Annotated in this window: 12 protein-coding genes, 2 tRNA genes and 3 rRNA genes; 7 read left to right on the top strand and 10 right to left on the bottom strand. The window is 39.1% G+C overall.

Features of this window, described 5'->3' with window-relative positions; translation table 11 throughout:
• Positions 1-120 precede the first annotated feature (120 nt).
• Both GS03_RS12740 and GS03_RS12745 read left to right on the top strand, forming a co-directional pair.
• Entirely contained in the window at positions 121-615 is a 495-nt protein-coding gene (locus tag GS03_RS12740; protein WP_136152918.1) for a T9SS type A sorting domain-containing protein, read from the top strand.
• Between the two features lie 13 nt (positions 616-628).
• On the top strand, positions 629-2,239 hold the full coding sequence (locus GS03_RS12745; protein WP_136152919.1) for a leucine-rich repeat domain-containing protein: 1,611 nt from the start codon (positions 629-631) through the stop codon (positions 2,237-2,239).
• A gap of 297 nt (positions 2,240-2,536) precedes the next feature.
• Here the strand turns inward: GS03_RS12745 and rrf are convergent.
• The 6 genes from rrf to GS03_RS12775 all read right to left on the bottom strand — a co-directional run bounded on the left by rrf (position 2,537) and on the right by GS03_RS12775 (position 8,824).
• Positions 2,537-2,646 (bottom strand): 5S ribosomal RNA (gene rrf / locus GS03_RS12750).
• 117 nt (positions 2,647-2,763) lie between these two features.
• Positions 2,764-5,646 (bottom strand): 23S ribosomal RNA (locus tag GS03_RS12755).
• Between the two features lie 130 nt (positions 5,647-5,776).
• Positions 5,777-5,850: transfer RNA gene (locus tag GS03_RS12760), tRNA-Ala, on the bottom strand.
• A gap of 89 nt (positions 5,851-5,939) precedes the next feature.
• Positions 5,940-6,013: transfer RNA gene (locus GS03_RS12765), tRNA-Ile, on the bottom strand.
• Positions 6,014-6,101: 88 nt separating this feature from the next.
• A 16S ribosomal RNA gene (locus tag GS03_RS12770) occupies positions 6,102-7,613 on the bottom strand.
• Together the 16S, 23S and 5S rRNA genes with 2 tRNA genes alongside form the textbook arrangement of a ribosomal RNA operon.
• A 545-nt stretch (positions 7,614-8,158) precedes the next feature.
• Positions 8,159-8,824 carry a DUF4294 domain-containing protein gene (locus tag GS03_RS12775; RefSeq protein WP_136152920.1) on the bottom strand — a complete coding sequence of 222 codons (666 nt, stop codon included), beginning with the start codon at positions 8,822-8,824 and terminating at the stop codon, positions 8,159-8,161.
• 81 nt (positions 8,825-8,905) lie between these two features.
• Here GS03_RS12775 and GS03_RS12780 point away from each other — a divergent pair, with 81 nt between their 5' ends.
• Positions 8,906-9,994: a M42 family metallopeptidase gene (locus GS03_RS12780; protein WP_136152921.1), complete on the top strand. Its 1,089-nt coding sequence runs from the start codon at positions 8,906-8,908 to the stop codon at positions 9,992-9,994.
• A 77-nt stretch (positions 9,995-10,071) separates the two neighbouring features.
• Here GS03_RS12780 and GS03_RS12785 read toward each other — a convergent pair whose 3' ends face one another.
• The 4 genes from GS03_RS12785 to GS03_RS12800 all read right to left on the bottom strand — a co-directional run bounded on the left by GS03_RS12785 (position 10,072) and on the right by GS03_RS12800 (position 13,310).
• Positions 10,072-10,512, bottom strand: coding sequence for a hypothetical protein (locus GS03_RS12785; RefSeq protein WP_136152922.1), 441 nt, complete (start codon positions 10,510-10,512; stop codon positions 10,072-10,074).
• A 210-nt stretch (positions 10,513-10,722) separates the two neighbouring features.
• Positions 10,723-11,103 carry an ankyrin repeat domain-containing protein gene (locus GS03_RS12790; protein WP_136152923.1) on the bottom strand — a complete coding sequence of 127 codons (381 nt, stop codon included), beginning with the start codon at positions 11,101-11,103 and terminating at the stop codon, positions 10,723-10,725.
• Between the two features lie 180 nt (positions 11,104-11,283).
• Positions 11,284-12,231, bottom strand: coding sequence for a phosphoribosylaminoimidazolesuccinocarboxamide synthase (locus GS03_RS12795; RefSeq protein WP_136152924.1), 948 nt, complete (start codon positions 12,229-12,231; stop codon positions 11,284-11,286).
• 128 nt (positions 12,232-12,359) lie between these two features.
• The gene (locus GS03_RS12800) at positions 12,360-13,310 is read right to left on the bottom strand and encodes a PhoH family protein (protein WP_136152925.1); all 951 of its coding nucleotides are present in this window, start codon (positions 13,308-13,310) and stop codon (positions 12,360-12,362) included.
• Between the two features lie 124 nt (positions 13,311-13,434).
• Between GS03_RS12800 and GS03_RS12805 the strand changes: the two genes are divergently transcribed.
• The 4 genes from GS03_RS12805 to gldG are packed head-to-tail and all read left to right on the top strand — an operon-like array spanning position 13,435 to position 17,016.
• On the top strand, positions 13,435-14,259 hold the full coding sequence (locus GS03_RS12805; RefSeq protein WP_136152926.1) for an SAM hydrolase/SAM-dependent halogenase family protein: 825 nt from the start codon (positions 13,435-13,437) through the stop codon (positions 14,257-14,259).
• A 36-nt stretch (positions 14,260-14,295) separates the two neighbouring features.
• Complete coding sequence (locus GS03_RS12810) at positions 14,296-14,592, top strand: putative quinol monooxygenase (RefSeq protein ID WP_136152927.1); 297 nt, start codon at positions 14,296-14,298, stop codon at positions 14,590-14,592.
• A 10-nt stretch (positions 14,593-14,602) separates the two neighbouring features.
• On the top strand, positions 14,603-15,328 hold the full coding sequence (gldF, locus tag GS03_RS12815) for a gliding motility-associated ABC transporter permease subunit GldF (RefSeq protein WP_136152928.1): 726 nt from the start codon (positions 14,603-14,605) through the stop codon (positions 15,326-15,328).
• Positions 15,328-17,016 (top strand): gliding motility-associated ABC transporter substrate-binding protein GldG, encoded by a 1,689-nt coding sequence (gldG, locus tag GS03_RS12820; RefSeq protein ID WP_136152929.1) that lies wholly within the window; start codon positions 15,328-15,330, stop codon positions 17,014-17,016. The genes gldF and gldG overlap by 1 nt, the downstream gene beginning before the upstream one ends.
• Positions 17,017-17,024: the final 8 nt, after the last annotated feature.

Here is a 17,024-nt window from a genome sequence, read left to right on the forward strand (position 1 = left end):
ACAAAAAACTTATCATTTCTTTGAAAAGTGTTTACAGCACATAAGTCAGCGAGTGTTAAATATTGATTTTGTCTGTTGAATTAACCTATCTTTGAGTAGCAGCAATAAAATAGACTTTTTATGACAATTTTTTATTTTCGTAAAACATTCATTGTTTTGATCTTTTTAGCCGCTTCAACTTTCACATATTCTCAAAACAACACTACATCTTCAGGAGGCCAGGCTAATGGCTCTGGAGGCTCTGCGAGTTATTCAGTCGGGCAGGTTGTCTACAATATGCAGTCAGGTTCTAATGGAAATATAATCCAGGGTGTACAGCAACCGTTTGAAATCATGGTGCTTTCCAATCCCGATTTCCAGCCAATTAATTTAGTATTTAAGGTGGCTCCAAATCCCGCTGCAGAAGTCCTTTACCTGACTTCTGACGAAAATTTCGATTTAACGAATGTTAATTATGCTTTATTTGACAGTACAGGTAAAATTTCAAGACATACAATTCCGGTAAACCAACAAACCCAAGCCATTCCTATGGAAAACCTCCCACAAGGATTCTATATTTTAACGGTTTCTAAAAATAATCAAGTCTTAAAAAGTTTTAAAATCATAAAGAAATAAGCTAATTATCGCCATGAAAAAACTACTATCCTTCCTAATCATTCTTTCAGTTTGTTCAGTCTTTGCTCAGTCTCCACAAAAAATGAGCTATCAGGCAATCCTCCGAAATACGAGTGATGGTTTAATTATAAATACAGCTGTTGGCATGAAAGTCAGCATCCTGAAAGGCTCTGTAACCGGAACAGTTGTTTATGAAGAAACCCATACAACAACTACGAACATCAATGGGTTAATTTCAATTGAGATTGGAGCAGGGAATATAACCTCCGGAAGTTTTGCTGCTATCAATTGGGGTAACGATTCCTACTTCGTTAAAACTGAAACCGACCCAACTGGCGGTAACAACTATACCATCACCGGAACAAGTCAGCTTTTGAGTGTGCCATATGCATTTTATGCAGAAACCACTAAGCCTGTTGGTAAGAGTAATATCTATTTGAAAGGAGATATAACCGATGCAGAAGCTGCAGCGCAGCTAGGCCGCGAATTGGGCTCAAGTACTGAGTTTGTTAACATTATTAGCACAACTGTATTAACAACAGTAAATCTGGATGCAGCAACCACCTTAGTAAGATTGACAGTTACAAACAATACTGCTTTAACAACATTGTCGGTTAACGGTATTACTCAATGTTACGAATACATTAATGTTCGTGATAATCCTTCACTAACAACCTTGACTTTTAATTCGCTTACCAAATCAGATAGGATAGATATATGGAATAATGCATTACAGACAGTTAGTTTTTTATCCCTTAGAAAAATAACGACCGGTAATAATTTGGGGATTACCTCGCCTAACATTACCTCTATAAATCTCCCTCAATTAACTGAAGGCGATATAGAAATCTCGAATACAAGTGTGACTACTTTAAATATTCCTAATTATACGAATGGCAGACTTACTTTATTTGGTGGATCCACTTTATCATCAGTTTCATTACCAAATTATACAAGCGGTCGTGTGTATATAGGGGGCAGCGTAAATCTGACATCCTTCTCAGCACCCAATTATACTACTTCTACTGGTATGACCATTAGCAATGCAGGCTTAACATCATTATCATTACCCAACCTGAATATTTCAAATTCAGAAATTCTTATCGATGCTAATCCCAGCTTATCATCTATCAGCTTTCCGAACCTACAATATACAACTGGCACTTACTCCTCCTTAAAGATTACTAATAATACATCATTGACAACCATAAGCTTACCGAGTTTCTTAAGTGGTAATCTTTATTTCAGTGGTACATCACTGTCGACAGTAAACCTCCCTAATCTTCATACCGGAGGAATCATTAACATTACTAATTCCAGCATCCAAACATTAAATTTTCCTGCACTTACAACAGCAGCCTTTGACTTTAGGAATAATCCTCAGTTAACTTCTGTTACTATGCCAAATCTAACATCAGTATTGGGAATGACCCAGCAATTCTCAAGCAATCATTTGAGCAGTGCATCTGTAAATAGTATTTTACATCAGTTTACGTTAGTTCCTGGATTATCGGGAATGAGAATATATTTATACCAACAAAATCCATTAGCGCCACCAACCGGTCAGGGAATTACAGATAAAGCTACATTGGTAGGTGCCGGAAATTATATTTACACTGATTAATATATAAAATCAGCATTCAGAGCAAAGAGCCCACAATACACATAAAGTTTAAGGCGTCAACATTTTCTCGAGGCTGCGTCAACAAATTGTTGACGCAGCCTCAAGTTTTTATTGATAAGGCTTCGATATTTTGTCGACGCAGCCTCAATATTTTCTCCACCTTATTAGAAACAAAAAACCCTATCCAAATAAATGAATAGGGTTTTATAAAAAAAGATTTGATATTAAGAGGAGGAAGCCCAGTGGGCTTCAGGTATAAAAAAAGAACCCTTCATCAATGATGAAGGGTTCCATAAAAAAAGGCAGCGACATACTCTCCCACATAACTGCAGTACCATCTGCGCAGTCGGGCTTAACTTCTCTGTTCGGAATGGGAAGAGGTGAGCCCCGACGCAATAACCACCTTAAGTCGTTTTGCAAGGGTCTCGTTCTGAAAACGAGAACAATACATAATATCTTAACATACTGAGATAAAGAAAAATTAAAGAAAGTTTCTTCCTCCGCCTTGCGGCGGAGGAAAAGGTGTACATAAGCTTACGGGTTATTAGTACTACTCGACTATGACATTACTGCCTTTACATCTATAGCCTATCAACGTGGTCATCTTCCACGACCCTTAAAAGAAATCTCATCTTGTGGTGGGTTTCGCGCTTATATGCTTTCAGCGCTTATCCCTTCCAAACGTAGCTACTCTGCGGTGCTCCTGGCGGAACAACAGATACACCAGAGGTTTGTCCAATTCGGTCCTCTCGTACTAGAATCAGATCCACTCAAATTTCTTGCGCCCACAGTAGATAGAGACCGAACTGTCTCACGACGTTCTGAACCCAGCTCGCGTGCCACTTTAATGGGCGAACAGCCCAACCCTTGGGACCTTCTCCAGCCCCAGGATGTGACGAGCCGACATCGAGGTGCCAAACCCCCCCGTCGATATGAGCTCTTGGGGGAGATCAGCCTGTTATCCCCGGCGTACCTTTTATCCTTTGAGCGATGGCCCTTCCATGCGGAACCACCGGATCACTATGCTCTACTTTCGTACCTGATCGACCTGTATGTCTCTCAGTCAAGCTCCCTTATGCCATTGCACTCTACGCACGGTTACCAAGCGTGCTGAGGGAACCTTTAGAAGCCTCCGTTACTCTTTTGGAGGCGACCACCCCAGTCAAACTACCCACCAAGCAATGTCCCCCGAAATACGGGGTTAGACCTCAGATAAGCAAAGGGTGGTATTTCAACAATGACTCCACAACGCCTGGCGACGCCACTTCATAGTCTCCCACCTATCCTACACATCACTTATCCAAGACCAATACTAAGCTATAGTAAAGGTGCACAGGGTCTTTTCGTCCCACTGCGGGTAAGCGGCATCTTCACCGCTACTACAATTTCACCGAGCTCATGGCTGAGACAGTGTCCAGATCGTTACACCATTCGTGCAGGTCGGAACTTACCCGACAAGGAATTTCGCTACCTTAGGACCGTTATAGTTACGGCCGCCGTTTACTGGGGCTTCAATTCAATGCTTCTGATTACTCATAACATCTCCTCTTAACCTTCCAGCACCGGGCAGGTGTCAGGCCCTATACTTCATCTTACGATTTTGCAGAGCCCTGTGTTTTTGATAAACAGTCGCCTGGACCTCTTCACTGCGGCCCCCATTGCTGGGGGCGACCTTTCTCCCGAAGTTACAGGTCTATTTTGCCTAATTCCTTAGCCATGAATCTCTCGAGCACCTTAGGATTCTCTCCTCGACTACCTGTGTCGGTTTACGGTACGGGTACTGTTAATCTAAGTTTAGAAGTTTTTCTTGGAAGCCCTTAGGTACACTATCTCTTTGTCCGAAGACTCCGAGTACTATCGCATTTCCCCAGTTCCTGCGCATTTAACTACAAGACCTATAGGTAGGTGCTTTAACGAACTATTCCGTCAGTTCGCGGTACTTTCATCACTCCGTCACTCCATCACAATTAACAGTAGTACGGGAATATTAACCCGTTGGCCATCGACTGTCCCTTTCGGGTTCGCCTTAGGACCCGACTAACCCTCAGCTGATTAGCATAGCTGAGGAAACCTTAGTCTTTCGGTGTGCGGGTTTCTCGCCCGCATTATCGTTACTTATGCCTACATTTTCTTTTCTGACCTCTCCAGCATACCTTACGATACACCTTCGCTGATGTCAGAATGCTCCCCTACCACTTACATTACTGTAAATCCATAGCTTCGGTACTATACTTATGCCCGATTATTATCCATGCTCGTCCGCTCGACTAGTGAGCTGTTACGCACTCTTTAAATGAATGGCTGCTTCCAAGCCAACATCCTAGCTGTCTGGGCAGACAAACCTCGTTATTTCAACTTAGTATAGATTTTGGGACCTTAGCTGATGGTCTGGGTTCTTTCCCTCTCGGACTTGGACCTTAGCACCCAAGCCCTCACTGTTAGTGAACATTATATAGCATTCGGAGTTTGTCAGGAATTGGTAGGCGGTGAAGCCCCCGCATCCAATCAGTAGCTCTACCTCTATATAACTTTATAACTAACGCTGCACCTAAATGCATTTCGGGGAGTACGAGCTATTTCCGAGTTTGATTGGCCTTTCACCCCTACCCACAGGTCATCCGAAGACTTTTCAACGTCAACCGGTTCGGACCTCCACTATGTGTTACCACAGCTTCATCCTGCCCATGGGTAGATCACACGGTTTCGCGTCTAACACTACTGACTAAAGCGCCCTATTCAGACTCGCTTTCGCTACGGATCCGTATCTTAAATACTTAACCTCGCCAGCAACGTTAACTCGTAGGCTCATTATGCAAAAGGCACGCCGTCACCCCACGAAAGGGCTCCGACCGCTTGTAAGCGTATGGTTTCAGGATCTATTTCACTCCGTTATTCACGGTTCTTTTCACCTTTCCCTCACGGTACTGGTTCACTATCGGTCTCTCAGGAGTATTTAGCCTTAGCGGATGGTCCCGCCAAATTCAGACAGGGTTTCACGTGCCCCGCCCTACTCAGGATACCACTATCTATATCTTCTCTTACCTGTACGGGGCTATCACCCTGTATCGCTTACCTTTCCAGGTAATTCCAGTTCAATCCGCATAGAATGTCGTGGTCCTACAACCCCAGCATTGCCGTAACAACACTGGTTTGGGCTAATCCGCGTTCGCTCGCCACTACTTACGGAATCACTTTTGTTTTCTTCTCCTCCGCCTACTTAGATGTTTCAGTTCAGCGGGTTTGCCCACCTATCGGTGTGACATGTCTTCAACATGCCGGGTTGCCCCATTCGGATATCTACGGATCAATTCGTGTGTGCCAATCCCCGTAGCTTTTCGCAGCTTATCACGTCCTTCTTCGCCTCTGAGAGCCTAGGCATCCCCCATACGCCCTTATTTTGCTTATTGTACCCAATCTCGTTGTAAACAACGAGACCGTTTTTTTTTGTTCATTACTATAAATAGCAACAAACGCTTTCTACTTTTTAAATTTTTTCTTATCTCAATATGTCAATGAACTTTTCTTCTTTCGAAGCTGTGGAGAATATCGGAGTCGAACCGATGACCTCCTGCGTGCAAGGCAGGCGCTCTAGCCAGCTGAGCTAATCCCCCGTTTCTTAGTGGTCAGTTAACAGTTCTAAGTTAACAGTACTTCAAACGGTTACTCAACCTCCAGAATTTCCTTTATAAACAAAACAAAGTAGTCCCGCCCAGACTCGAACTGGGGACCCCTACATTATCAGTGTAGTACTCTAACCAGCTGAGCTACGAGACTCTGTTTTTTGCTTATTATAATATTTGAACTAACAGCGAGAGTAATTGAATTAAATGATTTAAGGTCTAGTCCTTTTTATCGTCTCTAGAAAGGAGGTGTTCCAGCCGCACCTTCCGGTACGGCTACCTTGTTACGACTTAGCCCTAGTTACCAGTTTTACCCTAGGCAGCTCCTTACGGTCACCGACTTCAGGTACCCCCAGCTTCCATGGCTTGACGGGCGGTGTGTACAAGGCCCGGGAACGTATTCACCGGATCATGGCTGATATCCGATTACTAGCGATTCCAGCTTCACGGAGTCGAGTTGCAGACTCCGATCCGAACTGAGAACGGTTTTATAGATTCGCTCCTACTCGCGTAGTGGCTGCTCTCTGTACCGTCCATTGTAGCACGTGTGTAGCCCAAGGCGTAAGGGCCGTGATGATTTGACGTCATCCCCACCTTCCTCACAGTTTACACTGGCAGTCTTGTTAGAGTTCCCGACTTGACTCGCTGGCAACTAACAACAGGGGTTGCGCTCGTTATAGGACTTAACCTGACACCTCACGGCACGAGCTGACGACAACCATGCAGCACCTTGTAATTTGTCCGAAGAAAGATCTGTTTCCAAACCTGTCAAACTACATTTAAGCCTTGGTAAGGTTCCTCGCGTATCATCGAATTAAACCACATGCTCCACCGCTTGTGCGGGCCCCCGTCAATTCCTTTGAGTTTCATTCTTGCGAACGTACTCCCCAGGTGGGATACTTATCACTTTCGCTTAGCCACTGAGATAAATCCCAACAGCTAGTATCCATCGTTTACGGCGTGGACTACCAGGGTATCTAATCCTGTTCGCTCCCCACGCTTTCGTCCATCAGCGTCAATCCACTGGTAGTAACCTGCCTTCGCAATTGGTATTCCATGTAATATCTAAGCATTTCACCGCTACACTACATATTCTAGTTACTTCCCAGTAATTCAAGTCTGGCAGTATCAATGGCCGTTCCTCCGTTGAGCGAAGGGCTTTCACCACTGACTTACCAAACCGCCTACGGACCCTTTAAACCCAATGATTCCGGATAACGCTTGGATCCTCCGTATTACCGCGGCTGCTGGCACGGAGTTAGCCGATCCTTATTCTTACGGTACCGTCAAGCTCCCTCACGAGGGAGTGTTTCTTCCCGTACAAAAGCAGTTTACAATCCATAGGACCGTCTTCCTGCACGCGGCATGGCTGGATCAGGCTTGCGCCCATTGTCCAATATTCCTCACTGCTGCCTCCCGTAGGAGTCTGGTCCGTGTCTCAGTACCAGTGTGGGGGATCTCCCTCTCAGGACCCCTACCCATCGTAGCCATGGTAAGCCGTTACCTTACCATCTAGCTAATGGGACGCATGCTCATCTTTTACCGTTGGAACTTTAATTGCAAAATGATGCCATTTCGCAATGCTATGAGGTATTAATCCAAATTTCTCTGGGCTATCCCTCTGTAAAAGGTAGATTGCATACGCGTTACGCACCCGTGCGCCGGTCTCAGGTATTGCTACCCTACCCCTCGACTTGCATGTGTTAAGCCTGCCGCTAGCGTTCATCCTGAGCCAGGATCAAACTCTTCATCGTATATTGTTATGCTGAACTCGCGTTCTGCATTCGTAATGTAGACAAAGGCTAGTCTTTTTTCAAATCTTCCGATTCTCTTACTCTCTTTTTGTTGTTTTAAACATCACTGTCTAAAACGGCTGTCAATTCAATATGTCTATGAACGTTTTTGTTTTCTTTAGTTCCTGAAACAAGTTCAGGACAAATCGCTATTCTTTCGTTTAGCGGGTGCAAAAGTAACTATTCTTTTTTAACCAACAAGCAATTTTAAAAATATTTTTGAATTTATTTTAAATTCCTCGTTTTTCCAGTTTTTATATGAACATCCCTCTCTTGCGGGGTGCAAATATAAAAACTAAATCTCCCTTATTCCAAATAAAATTTAATGTTTTTTGAAGCTTTTTTTAAGGTGTTGATAACTTGCAGTTTACAACTGCTCTTTGTCTTGATTTATACAAAACCTCCAAAATAGCCCCGATAGAAGCAGCTACCGCGTAGCGCGGATAGCGGGACGACTCGTCCCGAATACTGTAATTGGTGTGCTCCTAAAATTTAAAAAGGATTGTCTACTTTTTGAGTTCTTTGGCTTTCTTCTCCCAGTAATCATATAGTTCATCTATATCTACAGGGTTTGCAGGTTTCTGATTGACTAATCTTCCTCTGACGAAAGCGCGGTCCAGAATGGTTTCAATTAAAAAGTCTTCGTTAACGTCGTAGGGCGCATATTTTGTTTTGAGATTTATATCGAATAATCTGGCGGTGTTATTAGACCAGAATGCTTTCCAGCCGCTTTTGTAATCTTTAATCAACTCGAATGTGGTATAACCTGTTTGGCGATGGATTAGCTTAACTAATATCTGGCCTTGTTTTCTCGAGAGTTTTTTTAGTTGTCCTGTGAACTCATTCTCCATATAATTCTCAACTATTTTGAAGTATTTCTTTTTCTCTCTGTTGGTTTTCATTTTATCCATATTCTTATTCATGACCGTCAATCTTTCGGCGGCAATTTTGGCAATTGGATATACTTTATAGACTCTGTTTTGAAGTAACTGGAATTCTTTCTTTTCTTCTGCGCTCCACTTGTGTCTATAGACTACTACTTCTTCCAGCGGAACAATGGTGTCGTTCGCTTCTATCATGGCATCTCTTTTTGCCAGTGAATCGTTTGTAACTTGTGCGTTTGAAATAAAAGAAACGGAAAGGAATAAAAAGAGAAAAATTAACTTTTGCATAGATATTATTTATTAGGGTAAAAATATGGAATATCCCTAACAACTGTGATGCCAAATTTATATTTTAGCAAAAAAATATTTATGGCAACAAAATCTATACTCACCAAATCATCACTTTCCTTTTTAGAAACCTATTTAAATAATGCCTCTCCGACGGGTTATGAATCGAATGGTCAAAAACTTTGGATGGATTATTTGAAACCTTATGTGGATACTTTTATAACTGACACTTATGGTTCGGCTGTGGGAGTAATCAATCCGGATGCTAAATATAAAGTAGTTATTGAAGGACACTCTGATGAAATTTCGTGGTATGTAAATTATATTACTGCTGAAGGACTAATATATGTTATACGAAATGGTGGTTCAGATCATCAAATCGCACCTTCTAAAAGAGTTAACATTCACACTAAAAAAGGTATTGTAAAAGGTGTTTTTGGTTGGCCTGCTATTCACACCCGAAATCGTGGAAAAGAAGAATCAGCAACCTTACACAATATATTTATAGACTGTGGTTGTTCTACGAAAGACGAAGTTGAAAAACTAGGCGTTCATGTTGGTTGTGTTATAACCTATCCTGATGAATTCATGATTTTGAATGGCAATAAATTTGTTTGCCGTGCTATCGACAATAGAATGGGCGGTTTTATGATTGCGGAAGTTGCTCGACTTTTGAAAGAAAATAAAAAGAAATTGCCTTTTGGATTATATATTACCAATTCTGTCCAGGAAGAAATTGGGCTTCGTGGCGCCGAAATGATTACCAACACTATAAAACCTAATGTTGCCATAGTAACCGATGTTTGTCATGACACGACAACTCCGATGATTGAGAAGAAAATCGAAGGCGATTTACAAATGGGTAAAGGTCCGGTGATTGCTTATGCTCCGGCTGTTCATAATACGTTAAGAGAGTTAATTGTAAATACGGCGGAAGCTAATAAAATTCCATTTCAGCGTCATGCCACTTCAAGAGCTACCGGAACTGATACTGATGCTTTTGCTTATAGTAATGGTGGTGTTGCTTCGGCTTTGATTTCTTTACCGTTGCGTTATATGCATACGACGGTTGAGATGGTTCATAGAGAAGATGTAGAAAACGTCATCAAACTGATTTATGAAAGTCTGCTGAAAATAGAAAACAACGACACTTTTTCTTATTTCAAGTAATACAAAACAAAAAGCATCCCGATAAATCGGGATGCTTTTTTTACTTCCGCATGGCTGCGAAAGCAATCAACCTAAACTTATAATTTTAAATCTACTTTAATAGTAGCATCGTTATTGTACACTTTAACACATTGAATTTTACTGTTTATTTTTTCAAAATCTAATGGAAAAAATTCATTTGAAATTGTGCTTTCAATAATTTGATTGTCTTCGGTAATTCTGTCTTCAATAGTTGTTTCTAAAGAAAGGTATTGAGCAGTTTCATCTTGACTTTCAGTAATTAACTTGTTTTCAGCTATCACATCTTCGATAGTTTTTACATAAGTAGTTTCAATAACTGAAGCTGGATTAAAAATTGTTGTGTCAGTTTCATTTGATACTTCATTGTTAGTTGAAGTTTCTAAAATTAATGTAGCTGATTCTTGTTGGTCTAAAACTTGAGTTTCAAACTCTGTAGTTGCATTTGCGTTAGTAAAGCTTAAAGCAACTAGTCCTAAAATGATGATTGATGTTTTCATGATGATTGATTTTTTATGATTGATGATTTTTTATGATTGATGATTTTATTATTTAGATTAATATCCTATGCAAATATATGGCTAAAAACAGATACCTTGTTTTACATAGTACTTAAATTTAACAAATTTTTAACATTAAAAGCATTTTTATTGATGTTTGGAAATAAAAAAAGCACCGCTTATAAATAAACGGTGCTCTTTAAATTGGTTTTAAGCTTGTTTTAAAAAAGCTAAAGCTTCTTGTGCTTTTGAAAGCTCAGCATATTTTAATGCTGTATTTCCTCTTTCGTCTTTGATTTTTTTGTCTGCACCTTTTGACAATAAATATTTGATGATTTCAACATTGTTGTATCGGGCAGCAAACATTAGAGGTGTTACTCCGTTTGACAATTCATTTACATCGCTGCCATATTCAACGAACTTTTTAACTGATGCTATATCTCCATTGATAATAGCATTACATAATGGAGTGTTGTTGTAATTTACAATTTCTTTTGAAGTTGTAAAAGTTGAAGTTGAAACAGTACTTGCAACTGCAACATCTGTAAAAGCTACAAGAGCTAAACCTAGGATAATGATTGTTTTTTTCATGATTGATGATTTAAATGTTAATGATTAAAGTGTAAGACTATCGTGTTTGCAATTCGTTACAGAAAAAAAATATTATAACATATATTTAACAAATGCACTAATTATTAGCTCTTTATGTCTATACAAAGAAAAACCATCCGTAGATGCGGATGGTTAGTTAATCTTTATTTCACTATTATTTTATTGGTTGAGAAAACTCAATACATTCTTTTCAATTCTTTCATTAATATTTGATATATCGGCTTTGATAAATTTTTCGCCTAATATATTTTCATACAATTCGATGTAGCGTTCCGAAACCGTTTCAATATATTCATCAGTCATATTTGGAATTTGCTGTCCTTCTTTTCCCTGAAAACCATTTTCTATTAACCAACGACGAACAAATTCTTTTGATAATTGTTTTTGTTCTTCACCATTATCTTGTCTTTCCTGATAACCTTCAGCATAAAAATAACGGGAGGAATCCGGCGTGTGGATTTCATCAATTAAGACAATCTTTCCGTCTTTGGTTTTACCAAATTCATATTTGGTGTCGACCAAAATTAAACCTCTGCTTGCCGCAATTTCAGTTCCTCGTTGGTATAAAGCTCTGGTGTACTTTTCTAAAACCAAATAATCTTCTTCTGAAACGATTCCGTTTGCCAAAATAGCTTCACGCGAAATGTCTTCATCGTGTGAACCATTGTCTGCTTTAGTTGTTGGCGTAATAATTGGTGTTGGAAATTTGTCGTTCTCTTTTAAACCTTCTGCCATAGTTACACCGCAGATTGTTCTTTTTCCAAGAGCATATTCACGAGCTGCATGACCGGAAAGATAACCACGAATTACCATTTCTACTTTAAAAGGTTCACAAAGATGACCAACAGCAACGTTTGGATCCGGAGTTGCAATAAGCCAATTGGGAACAATATCTTGTGTCAAATGCATAAACTTAGTAGCAATTTGATTTAGAATTTGTCCTTTATAAGGAATTCCTTTTGGCATAACGACATCAAAGGCAGATAATCTGTCAGTAGCAATCATCACTAACAAATCGTCATTGATGTTATAGACTTCACGGACTTTACCGCGGTAAACCGATTTTTGATTCGGAAAATTGAAATGGGTTGTAGTAATAGTATTCATTATGTTGTGTTGTTGTGGATGCAAAAATAGGAATTTGAAGGAACTTTTTAGTTATCAATTTAAATTAAAAAAAGAACCCTATCAATCTTTAACTTGATAGGGTTATGTTCTAAAATTAAAACTATTGATTAGTCGTTATTCTCAATACTCTTATACGCATCGATTACTTTTTTAACTAATCTGTGACGAACAATGTCTTTGTCATCAAGATAGATGATTCCGATGCCTTCAATATCTTTCAAAACTAATAAGGCTTCCTTCAATCCCGAAATGGTTCTTCGTGGTAAATCAACTTGTCCCGGATCACCCGTGATGATAAATTTTGCGCTTTTTCCCATACGGGTCAAGAACATTTTCATTTGCGAATGTGTTGTATTCTGCGCTTCATCCAAAATCACAAAAGCATTATCCAAGGTTCTTCCACGCATGAATGCTAATGGTGCAATTTGTATAATTCCTTTTAATATGTAATCTTCCAAAGTTTGTGGCGGAATCATATCACGCAATGCATCGTATAAAGGTTGCATATACGGATCAAGTTTTTCTTTCATATCACCAGGAAGAAATCCCAGATTTTCACCAGCTTCCACAGCAGGGCGCGTTAAAATAATTCTTTTTACCTGTTTTTCCTTTAGTGCTTTTACTGCCAAAGCAACTCCGGTATAAGTCTTCCCGGTTCCGGCTGGACCAACTGCAAAAACCATATCGTTTTTAGCGACGTAATCTACCAGCTTTTGTTGGTTAGGCGTCATCGCTTTGATGAGCTTCCCTCCTATTCCGTGAACCAATATCTTATCACTGTCAGGCATGCGTTGCTCTTCCTGTGAGTTGCTTTGTATAACGCGATCGATAACATTATCATCAATATTGTTATAACGTGTAAAATGTAACATCAGGCGGTTAAAGCGGTTTTCGAACTCATCTAACTCTTCTTTCTCTCCGAATGCTTTTAATGTGGTGCCTCGGGCTACGATTTTGAGTTTAGGGTAATATCTTTTAATGGTTTCAAGATGGGCATCTTGAGCGCCCCAAAATTCTTTTGGAGCAATGTCGTGTAATTCAATGATACGTTCGTTCAAATGCAGTAGTATTAAATTAAAATAATTCGCTATATATTATTAGCTTTGTATCCAAATTTAATCAAATAAAAGAATAGGTTTTACTATTTTTGGAAACCGATTTCAACCAAGTTATAAACAATTTATGTCAATCATCACTTTAACGACCGATTACGGATTAAAAGACCACTTTGTCGGCGCTTTAAAAGGTAAATTGTTATCCGAGTTTCGCGAAGCCACGATTATTGATATTTCCCACAATATTGACGCTTTCAATGTTGCCGAAGCTGCTTATATAATTGGTGCGGCGTATAATAGTTTTCCAAAAGGAACCGTACATTTAATTGGTGTTGACATCGAATTGAATACCGAAAATCAGCATATTGCTATGCAATGGAACGATCAGTACTTCATTTGTGCTGATAATGGGATTTTGAGTATGCTGATTCAAAAGATTGTTCCGCAAAAATTGGTTGCCATTAATATTCACGACCGTTTACCAAATGATGCCACCGATTTGGATGTGTTTGTAAAAGTCGCCTGTCATTTAGCCAAAGGTGGTTTGCTAAACGTAATTGGCAAAGAAATAAAAGCCATCAAAGAAGTTACCGAATTACAAGCTCTTGTTCACGATAATCAGATTAAAGGAAATGTAATTTATATTGATTATCTGGGTAATGTCGTAACCAACATTCCAAAGAAATTATTTTTGGAAATAGGCAAAAGCAGACCTTACGAACTAAAGTTTAAAAACCAAATCATAAAAACTATTTTACCAAAATACTCCGATATTGGAATTTCCTCCAACTATCCTTTGAAAGATCATGAAGGACAGAAACTGGCGATTTTTAACGAAGCTGGTTTTTTGGAAATTGCCATTTTTAGAAGTAATCCGGAAACCGTTGGATCTGCTTCCAGTTTATTAGGTTTGAATTATAGAGATGTGGTAACGATTGAGTTCGGAAGTTAAGGGATTAGGGAAAAGGGATAAGTTAAAAGAAAAATAATGTTCATACGAATAGTAAAAATGAGTTTTCACGAAGAGCATATTCCAAAGTTTTTGGAGAATTTTGACGTGATGAAAGAAAAAATACGCGGCGCAGAAGGCAATCGTTTTTTAGAATTGTATCAGGACAAAAACAATCCGTGCATTTTCTTTACGTATAGCTTTTGGGAAACCGAAGCTGATTTGGAAAATTACCGTCAATCGGAATTGTTTTATGATGTTTGGACATTTACCAAAAAACTATTCAACGAAAAACCGGAAGCCTGGAGTGTGGATAAAGTAGTAAGTTTACCCTAAAATAAAATAAATGAAATCAATAGCGTTACGCGAAATAAAATCCTTCTTTGGTTCACCAATCGGCTACCTCGTGATTGGATTATTTCTATTGCTCAACGGCTTATTCCTTTGGGTTTTTGATGGCGAATACAATATACTCCAAAGCGGATTTGCCGATTTGAGTCCGTTTTTTACTTTGGCACCATGGATTTTCATTTTCCTGATTCCGGCCGTAACGATGCGTAGTTTTTCGGATGAAAAAAAGCAAGGCACAATTGAATTGTTATTGACCAAACCCTTATCGCTTTGGCAAATTGTAAACGGCAAATTCCTCGGTTCGTTTTTACTGATTGTTATTGCGCTGCTGCCGACTTTGGTTTACGTTTACGTAATTTCCAGTTTGGGAATGCCCGAAGGCAATATCGATATGGGTAGCACATTGGGTTCTTATTTTGGATTATTATTTCTGGTTGCTTCTTACACTTCTATCGGGATTTTTACATCCACACTTTCTGAAAATCAGATTGTGGCGTTTTTACTTTCGGTGTTTTTATGTTTCCTTTTTTACTTTGGTTTTGAAGGTATTTCAACTTACGTTAAAGGTTTTGAAGATGCTGTTTCCCGAATCGGAATGGATTATCATTTCAAAAGCATGTCGCGCGGCGTTTTAGACACACGGGATATTTTGTATTTTGTAAGTGTGTCGTTTCTGTTTTTATCGTTCACTGTTTTTAAACTTAAATCTTTGAAATCGTGATGAAAACAACAAACAATAACTTTAAAAAAATAGCGCTCACTATAGGTTTTATAGTGATACTGAACTTGGCTGGTCATTTTCTTTACAAACGTTTTGACTTAACTGCCGACAAACGCTATACACTTTCGCAAACATCTTTAAACATTGTTGCCGATGTCAAAGAACCATTATATATAGATGTCTTTCTCGAAGGAGATTTTCCGGGAGAATTCAAAAAATTACAAACGGAAACCCAACAATTATTAGAAGAATTTAAATCGAATAATTCGAATGTTATCTTCCAATTTGTCAATCCGCTTGAAAAAGAAGAAGAGAAAGACAGCATAATGCAATCTTTTATACAACGTGGCTTGACTCCTGTAAATGTTACCGTAAACGACAAAGGACAACAAACTCAGGAAGTAGTTTTTCCATGGGCAATTGCCACTTGTGGCAATCGTTCGGTAAAAGTTCCGTTGCTAAAAAACATGATGGGCGCATCAACAGCTGAAAAAGTGGTGAGTTCGGTGCAGCATTTAGAATATGCTTTTGCTAATGCCATCAATACCGTTTCAAAAGACAAACAGAAAAAAGTGGTAATCATTAATGGTAATGGCGAGCTTGAAGACCGATACATTGCAGATTTTATCAAATCCGTTAGAGACAATTATTTTATTGCGCCATTTACTTTAGATTCAGTTGCTAAAACTCCGGTTCAGACTTTAGAACATTTGAAAAAGTACGATTTAGCGATTATTGCCAAACCAACTGAAGCCTTCTCAGATGCAGAAAAACAAGTATTAGACCAATATGTTATCAATGGAGGAAAAACGATTTGGCTGGTTGATCAGGTCAATATGGAAATAGACAGTTTGTATAATGAAACAGGAGCAAATCTGGCATTTCCAAGAGATTTGAATCTGAATGATATGTTCTTTAAATATGGAATAAGACTGCATCCTGATCTGATAAAAGATTTATTGGCTACACCAATTATATTGGAAACAGGCGCACCGGGAAGTGGCACTCAAAAAGTTAAACTGCCTTGGTATCTTTCTCCGATGATTTATCCTTCGCAAGACACAAAAAATCCAATTGTAACTAATTTGGACGGAATCAAATTTCAATTTGCCAGTCCGATTGAGCCATTGAAAAACGACATCAACAAAACCATTTTACTGCAATCATCCCAATATTCAAAACTAATTGGAACGCCGTCTGAAGTAAGTTTACGAATGGCATCTGAAGAATTAGGTCCAAAAGATTTTGCCGGTTCAGGAAATTATCCGGTGGCTGTTCTTCTCGAAGGAAAGTTTCATTCGGTATACGAAAACAGGGTTTTAGCGTTTAAAGATGCTAGTTTCAAAAACACCGGAAAAGACAGTAAAATGATTGTTATTTCCGATGGTGATGTAATTAAAAACCAATTGGACAAAGATGGCAGAGAGGTTGAATTAGGATTGGATCAACGAACCGGAATTCTTTACGCCAACAAAGATTTTATGATGAATTGTGTCAATTATTTATTAGACGACAACGGACTTATTAACATTAGAAGCAAGGAAGTGAATTTGCCTATTTTGGATAAAGAAAAAGTCTATGCTTCCTATACCCAATCGCAAGTCATAACTGTAGCAGTGCCAATCGTTATTCTCTTGTTATTTGGAGTTGTGTTTACCTTTTTACGCAAGCGAAAATATAGCAAGTAATGTTAATA

The sequence above is a fragment of the Flavobacterium sangjuense genome (assembly GCF_004797125.1).
GTDB lineage: Bacteria > Bacteroidota > Bacteroidia > Flavobacteriales > Flavobacteriaceae > Flavobacterium > Flavobacterium sangjuense.

Excerpts from the sequence above, each read along its gene's own strand:
- GS03_RS12790 (WP_136152923.1), bottom strand. The coding sequence starts at position 11,103 with ATGAAAAAAACAATCATTATCCTAGGTTTAGCTCTTGTAGCTTTTACA.
- GS03_RS12745 (WP_136152919.1), top strand. The coding sequence starts at position 629 with ATGAAAAAACTACTATCCTTCCTAATCATTCTTTCAGTTTGTTCAGTC.
- GS03_RS12775 (WP_136152920.1), bottom strand. The coding sequence starts at position 8,824 with ATGCAAAAGTTAATTTTTCTCTTTTTATTCCTTTCCGTTTCTTTTATT.
- GS03_RS12785 (WP_136152922.1), bottom strand. The coding sequence starts at position 10,512 with ATGAAAACATCAATCATCATTTTAGGACTAGTTGCTTTAAGCTTTACT.
- GS03_RS12795 (WP_136152924.1), bottom strand. The coding sequence starts at position 12,231 with ATGAATACTATTACTACAACCCATTTCAATTTTCCGAATCAAAAATCG.
- GS03_RS12740 (WP_136152918.1), top strand. The coding sequence starts at position 121 with ATGACAATTTTTTATTTTCGTAAAACATTCATTGTTTTGATCTTTTTA.
- gldF (WP_136152928.1), top strand. The coding sequence starts at position 14,603 with ATGAAATCAATAGCGTTACGCGAAATAAAATCCTTCTTTGGTTCACCA.
- gldG (WP_136152929.1), top strand. The coding sequence starts at position 15,328 with ATGAAAACAACAAACAATAACTTTAAAAAAATAGCGCTCACTATAGGT.
- GS03_RS12810 (WP_136152927.1), top strand. The coding sequence starts at position 14,296 with ATGTTCATACGAATAGTAAAAATGAGTTTTCACGAAGAGCATATTCCA.
- GS03_RS12780 (WP_136152921.1), top strand. The coding sequence starts at position 8,906 with ATGGCAACAAAATCTATACTCACCAAATCATCACTTTCCTTTTTAGAA.
- GS03_RS12805 (WP_136152926.1), top strand. The coding sequence starts at position 13,435 with ATGTCAATCATCACTTTAACGACCGATTACGGATTAAAAGACCACTTT.